Here is a 7623-nt window from a genome sequence, read left to right as displayed (position 1 = left end):
TCTCGGGGCCGCCGGGATATACGCTTGCATCGTTATTGTTGCAGTCGGGCGGCACGCTGCAAAGACGGTATGTGTCGCCGTCAGTGTCGATTTCATTTGCAGGCACTCCGCCTGTGCAGTCATTGTCTATGCCGTCACATATTTCAGGATTACCGGGGAACCGCCTTGCATCATTGTCATCGCAGTCTCCAGCGCACCATAATACTCCGTCATTGTCCCCGTCCTTGTCAGTGCTGAAGTCCAGCCTGCCGTCGCAGTTGTTGTCCTTGCCGTCGCATATCTTCGGAGCGCCGGGATAGACTTTGTTGTCGTTGTCGTTACAGTCTGTTATAGCACCTTTTGGACATGATGCGTCTCCAGGACTACCATAACCGTCTGCGTCATTGTCTGTACAGGCCGCGTAAACAGAAGACATGCCTGAAATAATTAAAAACACTGAACAGATGAGAAAGACTACTAAGCCCTTGCGAAAAAACATGCAAACCTCCAATTTAAATTGTTATTTAATTTTGTGATTTAAGGTATCCCAATAATGGTTCCGCAAGAACCATACCTGTAATCTATTTTCTGAAAAAACATGAGGTTATTAATCTAATAGGGAACATCATCGTGTCAAAATAACAAGAAGATTGCCATTGTGGCACACGAAGGTCTTTTCAACGATGAGTGATGAGCTTAAAAAAACATGGATAGCATAATTACAGAGGAGGCAAATGCGCTTACTCGAAAACCATTGTATATTGCCAGTAAATCCCGATACCGAAAACGAGCAAAAGAGCAACGTGTTTAACTATTAACATCTTTCGCCTGGTTCTTTCCGCATCCTCTCCGTACACATTGCTGATGTATGTGAAAGTCCTGCCGATACCGGCAAGGAAGACGATAACAACACATATGAGACTGATATAAAAAAAATCTTTTTTGATATCAGTAAGTACATCCGAAAGGTCCTTATCTGGGATCCTGTTCAGCCAGTAAATCACAAGCACTGTTGCCGCCCAGCAGCCCGCGGCAAAATCGTGGATGAAACCTATAAATATTGTGAATGCTTTTTTCATTTGTTAAGGGAGTCTAATCCTGGGCGATCTTAAACTCTTTCATCTTTCTGTATATCGAACGCCTGCTCATGCCCAGCAGTTGGGCAGCCTTGGACTTGTTCCAGGAAGTTTTTTCAAGTGCCTGGAGGATGACCTGCGGATCATCTATGTCTTCGTCATTGCAAGGGGAAATTTCTTCCAAAGCAAAATTTTTTAATTCTGAAGGCAGGTGTTCGATAGTAATCGTTGATTGCCTGCATAGTATAAAGGAGTGTTCAAGGGCATGCTCTAACTCCCTGACATTGCCGGGCCACGCATAGTCCATAAATATTTTCTGCGCATCCGGAGACACTGCTTTAACGTCTTTAGAGAATTTATTGTTGAATTTTTTAATAAAGTGCTCTATAAGGATAGGGATATCTTCCCTGCGTTCCCTAAGCGGGGGGAGGAAAATTTTCATTACATTAAGGCGGTAATAGAGGTCTTCACGGAATTCACCGCGCTGGACTTTTTTGGCGAGGTCCTGGTTCGTTGCCGCAATGACACGGACATCCACCTTCATGGTGGTTGAATCTCCGACCCGTTCAAATTCCTTTTCCTGCAAGACCCGCAAAAGTTCAATTTGAATTTTTGGAGATATGTCCGAAATTTCATCCAAAAATATTGTGCCTCCGTCCGCTGTCTGAAAACGACCTATTTTATCTTTAATCGCCCCGGTGAAAGAGCCTCTCACATGTCCGAACAACTCACTTTCAAGCAGGTTTTCGGACAAGGCGGAGCAGTTCACCTTTACCAGAGAATTACTGCCTCGGCCCCCCTTGTAATGAAGCGCCTCAGCCACCAATTCCTTGCCGGTGCCGCTTTCCCCTGTAATTAATACAGTTGTTTCAACATCGGACAGGAGATCTATGAGGGAGTATACTTCCTGCATCTTTTTACTGTTCCCGATTATTTTGTGGAACTGCCGGCGTTCTTTCAGTTCGCGCTCCAGGTCGGTCAACCGGGTTTCATCTTTTACCACAAGTACAGCCCCGGAGAATTCGCCATGCCTGTTCAGCAGGGGAGACGTGGTCAGGGAAACAAACTGTTCCGGGCGGTCAGCAAGTTTACACTCGAGGCGGTGGACCTCGACGGATTTTTTTGTATTGATCGTTTCAATAAGCGATTCAAGGCATTTGCTTTTGCATCCGGCTTGCGTCGTACTGAATTTGCTGCCGATTGAATCACGGGACAGGCCGCAGATACTTTGCGCTGCCTGATTGATCTCAAGCACTGACAAGTTTTTATCTACAGTGATAATTGCGTCTTTTACACTGCTGAAAATTGCCTCGAGGTTCAGGCGGTATTTTTCTCTTTCATCAATTACCACCTTGTGCTGAAGGGCCACATCGATAGCGTGGAACAGTGTGTCCTTTTGAATAGGTTTCGGTATATAGTCGAAAGCCCCGAGGCGGATGGCGTCTGATGCGGTCTCAATGTTCGGATATCCGGTGATCATTATGACCGGGCAGGTGAGCTTGCGCTGTTTTACTTCACGGAGGAAATCAATGCCTGTCTTGCCCCGCAAAATAATGTCCGCAAATATCACGTCGAAATCCATTGTTGAAATGCTTTGCATTGCCTCGTCAAAGTCCTTGGCTGTGCTGACATCATAATCTTTGGCTTGTAAAAATTTCTTGAAAGTAAACCTTATGCCTTCTTCATCGTCAATTATCAGTATCTTCGCCTTCATTCTTCTTCCTTCGCTGCTATAGGCAGGTCTATTATTATTTTGGTATATTCTCCTTCAATGCTGTTGATCATGAGTTTGCCGCCATGTTCACTTATGATGCCGTGGCTGATGCTTAAACCTAAACCTGTCCCCATCCTGTTAGGCTTGGTTGAGAAAAAGGGGTTTACCACCTTGTCAATTATATTGGACGGGATGCCAGACCCCCTGTCATTAAATACAATGCGAACATAAGGAGTGTCGTTCTTCAGTATTTTTTCACAGTGGATATCGAGTATCTTGTTTTCATGTGTCCCCGGATACTTCTGGTTCAGGGCATAACGTGAATTACTTATGATGTTCAGAAATACCTGTTGGATCTGCTGAAGATGTACAGGGATTTTAATAAATTTTGGAATGCTAACTTTTAAATGAATTCCGTCTTTGCGTATTTGCGCTGATGTTAATGAAAGAGTATCTGAAAAAATCTCATGCAGATCTACAAAGGTCTTCTCTTCTTTTCTGATGCGGGCAAATGACAGAAGACTCCTGACTATGGTGGCAATCCTGTCGCCGTCTTTAATGACCCTGCGGGCTATCTCGTCATTCCTGTTTTCCTGTTCGAACTCGTCAATCAATATCTGCGCATAATTAATAATATTATTGATAGGATTATTTATCTCGTGAGCGACACCTGCGGCGAGCTCTCCAAGCGATGCAAGATGCCTGGAACGGGCGGCGCCGGCCTGCAGGTTTATTTTTTCAGTAATATCTCTTGCCAGCTCTATGACATTTTTCACCCTGCCGGAGTCATCTTTAATCGGAAATGACCGTATGTCCCAAATCTTTCCTCCAGAGGTGGATATTTCAGACGTCTCTTCTATGCCGGATTGAAAGCTCCTCAGCGTCGGGCAGTTCTCACAGGCGGAAATATTGCCGCAGCACAAACTGAAACAGTACTGATCAGCGAGGTCGGAGACGTCCTTGCCGAATACGGAAGCAGCGGCCTTGTTCGCCCACATGATCTTCAGGTCGGTAGACAGAAGGAGCAGGTTGTCCGGGATACAGTTAAGCAGCGTGTGAAATTCCTGTGAAAGGCTGCGATACTTATTTTCACTTTTCTGCAACGCTTCAACCGCCATCTTGCGCTCAGTAATTTCTTCCTTGAGCTGATCGTTAATACTTTTCAGTTCCGAGGTGCGTTCTTCCACCCTCATCTCAAGTTCATCTTTGGCCTTCCTGATCTCTTCTTCCACCATCTTGCGCTCAGTTATATCTCTTGCGATATGAATTAACCCTATCAACTGGTTGTCTTTATCGAACCGGGGCATTGACCTGATCTCAACATACTTGTTTAAATGAGGCTCATATATTTCAAAATTGGCAGGGACCCCAGTTTGATAACAGGCGCAACTGGGACAGCCGGTCGGGGGACACTCGGTGCCGTGATAATACTTGAAACATTTATGTTCAAATATTCCTTCCAGGGACGGCAGCCTGAGGACCTCTTTTGCCGCTTTGTTTGCGTAAATGATATTGAAGTCTTTATCGTGAAGTGTGATTACGTCGGTTATCGCGTGAAAGGTGTCTTCCCAATCATGCTTTGACTGGGAAAGCAACTGTTCCAGTTTTTTACGTTTAGTTATGTTATATAGAGTAAACTGGATCGCCGGTTTGTCCTGAAAGACGAAACGGCTTGCCATTAATTCTACATCGATCCACGTTCCATCTACTCTTGCGAGTTTAGTTTCTAAAGGTGTAAATGCTATCTCTTCCTCTATCATATCGTGAAACAGTTTGTTAACGAGATCCTGATGGTCCGCTGGCAGAAAACTTATTATTGATCGTCCAAGAATCAGCTCAGGGTTAACTGCGGCGAAGAGGTTTGCTGCAACTTTGTTTAAAAATATGATTTCGTTGTCGCATTGGGCCCCAATTGCGACAGGAGAAAGCTCTATCATCTGGCGGTATTGATCATATTCCTGCTGTAATAATTCTCTTGCACCGGTTTTGTGGGGCATACGTTTAGAGTTAATCATTAAGTTTATTTATTGTGAAATAATTTTATTTTACAAAAAAAATATCTTTTTTCACAATCTTTAAGTAGTAATCGTGCTGGTTGATTGTTAACCAGCATGTATTATAATGAAATTTTTCAAGCTCCGTCTTGGAAAATAAACAGGTAGCTACATGTTTGTCGGGCTTGTATTGTAGATTTGCACACATTTGACTATGCGGACAATAACAAATAAGAAGCAATTATGCCCAAGTTTTTAAGCGGGGATTTTATTGCTTCTTATTTCGGAAGCTCAATAATCCCACAAAGCCCGCACCGGCTGTCAATAAAAGCAATACAGTCGACGGTTCCGGAACGGAGACTTTAAAAGATGTAGTTCCTTCAACCAAACAGCAGGGAGGGGAGGTTGAATTCGCTTCAATTGTCCATTCGCCGATATCTTTAATGCTGTCCCAGTCCGGTAACGAAAGCCATATTTTCCCGTCGGCGTCGTTATTCGTCCCGGTGCTTACAAAGCAGAGAGGGTTATTTGAACAATCGTTATCTGGACCTGTCCACCACGACCAGGTAATATTCTGCCCTGTTTGAGGCAGTTCTAAATATAACCACGGTGTTTCATTGAGGGAAAACGTATCTTGCATGGTAGTGCTTCCGTTTGATCCTACAGTATATATTGCATCAAAAGGAATTGCTGAGGAGTTGGTAGCACAAAAAACTACTGCTAATAACATGACGATTGTGGTTACTATCGACGCTTGTTTTATATTCATTAAAAAGACCTCCGGGTTGATCATGTCTATTTTCTTCCTCAAAAGTTTCCGCAATAAATATGCCATAACTGAAGCTATTCATAACATCATGGGAATTAAAGAAAATGCTTTTAAGATATTAAGCAGTATTATAAAATAAGGGATAAAAATGTAAAGAAGTCCGACACGAACCGGGATAAATTTTACATAATTAAATTACAAAATATATCTGCTTAAATCTTCATCTTTAATAATATCGTTCAGTTTTTTTCTAACATATTTTGCGTCAATCGCGAGCTCTTTTTCTTTAATATCCGGTGCATCAAACGATATGTCTTCAAGGAGTTTTTCGAGTATAGTGTGAAGCCTTCTGGCGCCGATATTTTCAGTCTTTTCATTTACTGTAGCTGCGATAGCGGCTATTTCTTCTATGGAGTTTTCCGCAAATTTTATCTTTACCCCTTCGGTTTCGATAAGGGCGATATATTGTTTGATAAGCGCATTTTTCGGTTCCTTCAGGATCCTGAGGAACTCATCTTTGCCGAGGGCATCGAGTTCAGCCCTGATAGGGAATCTTCCCTGGAGCTCGGGGATGAGGTCGGAGGGCTTTGACACGGTAAAGGCACCCGCTGCAATAAAAAGTATATGGTCTGTTTTTACCTGGCCATGCTTTGTCGAGACAGTGGAGCCCTCGACTATCGGGAGAAGATCTCTCTGCACGCCCTCTCTTGAAATATCCGGGCCGTAGCTTGAACCCCTGGACGCAATTTTATCGATCTCGTCTATGAAAATTATCCCATTCTGTTCGGTCCGCTCTATGGCTTCTTTAACAACCTTGTCCATGTCAATAAGTTTGTTGGCTTCCTCCTGCTGAATAAGCTGCAGGGCCTCGGTTATTTTTACCTTTTTCTTTTTTGATTTTTCAGGGAGAAAATTCCCGAGCATTTCTTTTAAATTCGACTCAAGTTCGTCCATGCCGATATTGGAAATTACCCCGAAAGGAACAACCTTCTCACGCACTTCCAGATCAATGTACCTGTTATCAAGTTTCCCTTCCCCCAATTGGGCCCGCAGTTTTTCACGCGTATCGTTGTAATTCTGTTTTTCATCTTCGACTGGTTCTGACGTCTCGGCCATCGAAACCTTTCGCGGTGCTTTTGCGGGGGGCAATAAAAGGTCCAGTATCTTTTCCTCTGCAAGGTCCTTTGCCTTTTCATGTACTTTTTCAATGTGCTCCGTTTTAACCATGGTAAGCGCCAGGCCCGTCAGGTCTCTGATCATTGATTCCACATCCCTGCCTACGTAGCCGACCTCTGTGAATTTTGAGGCCTCGACTTTTATAAAAGGCGCTTGAGCAAGCCTCGAAAGCCGTCTTGCTATCTCTGTTTTACCGACGCCTGTCGGACCGATCATCAGGATATTTTTGGGCAGGACCTCATCCCTTAGTTCATCGGACAGCAGTTGCCTTCTCCAGCGGTTCCTGAGCGCGATCGCTACCGCTTTTTTTGCCTTGCCCTGGCCGATAATATATTTATCAAGTTCTTCAACAATTTTTTTGGGTGTCAGGTTATTCATCTATCTCCTCGATGCTGATTGAATCATTTGTATAAATGCATATCTTTGACGTTATCTTCAATGCCTCTTCGACAATATTTTTGGGATCTAACTGTGTGTGGGCTGTCAGGGCCTTTGCGGCCGCCTGCGCGTACGCCCCGCCGGAGCCGATAGCCGCTATCCCGTCTTCAGGTTCAATAACGTCGCCATTACCGGAAATGATAAAAGAATGCTCCTTATCTGCGACGATGAGAAGCGCTTCAAGGCGTCTTAAAATTTTATCAGTTCTCCAGTCCTTTGCAAGCTCAACAGCGGCCCTTGTAATGTTGCCTCTGTAGGTCTCAAGCTTGCCCTCAAATTTTTCAAAAAGGGTAAACGCGTCTGCCGTGGCCCCCGCGAAACCCGCAAGGACCAAGTTGTTGTACATCTTCCTTATCTTCTTTGCATTGTGCTTCAGCACGGTCTGGCCGAGAGTCACCTGGCCGTCTCCGCCTATTGCAACTTTTCCATTTTTCCTGACACAAATTACAGTTGTTCCCTGAAACATTAGTTGCTCCT

General features: G+C 44.2%; 7 protein-coding genes. All 7 read right to left on the bottom strand.

The window, feature by feature from the left end:
- The coding region (locus HZB61_02580; protein ID MBI5055495.1) for a putative metal-binding motif-containing protein at positions 1-478 on the bottom strand (478 nt) is incomplete at its 3' end.
- A 241-nt stretch (positions 479-719) separates the two neighbouring features.
- The gene (locus HZB61_02575) at positions 720-1058 is read right to left on the bottom strand and encodes a hypothetical protein (GenBank protein ID MBI5055494.1); all 339 of its coding nucleotides are present in this window, start codon (positions 1056-1058) and stop codon (positions 720-722) included.
- A 13-nt stretch (positions 1059-1071) separates the two neighbouring features.
- A complete protein-coding gene (locus HZB61_02570) occupies positions 1072-2769 on the bottom strand; it encodes a sigma 54-interacting transcriptional regulator (protein MBI5055493.1) in 1698 nt (565 codons plus the stop codon).
- A complete protein-coding gene (locus tag HZB61_02565; protein ID MBI5055492.1) occupies positions 2766-4766 on the bottom strand; it encodes a PAS domain-containing protein in 2001 nt (666 codons plus the stop codon). Before HZB61_02565 ends, HZB61_02570 begins: the two co-directional genes overlap by 4 nt.
- A 265-nt stretch (positions 4767-5031) precedes the next feature.
- Positions 5032-5556, bottom strand: coding sequence for a PEP-CTERM sorting domain-containing protein (locus HZB61_02560; GenBank protein MBI5055491.1), 525 nt, complete (start codon positions 5554-5556; stop codon positions 5032-5034).
- 171 nt (positions 5557-5727) lie between these two features.
- Positions 5728-7086, bottom strand: coding sequence for an ATP-dependent protease ATPase subunit HslU (hslU, locus tag HZB61_02555; protein ID MBI5055490.1), 1359 nt, complete (start codon positions 7084-7086; stop codon positions 5728-5730).
- On the bottom strand, positions 7079-7612 hold the full coding sequence (hslV, locus tag HZB61_02550; protein MBI5055489.1) for an ATP-dependent protease subunit HslV: 534 nt from the start codon (positions 7610-7612) through the stop codon (positions 7079-7081). Before hslV ends, hslU begins: the two co-directional genes overlap by 8 nt.
- Between the last annotated feature and the right edge of the window lie 11 nt (positions 7613-7623).

This window comes from Nitrospirota bacterium (genome assembly GCA_016214845.1).
Taxonomy (GTDB): Bacteria; Nitrospirota; Thermodesulfovibrionia; order UBA6902; family UBA6902; genus SURF-23.
This window is presented reverse-complemented; position numbering and strand designations above follow the sequence as displayed.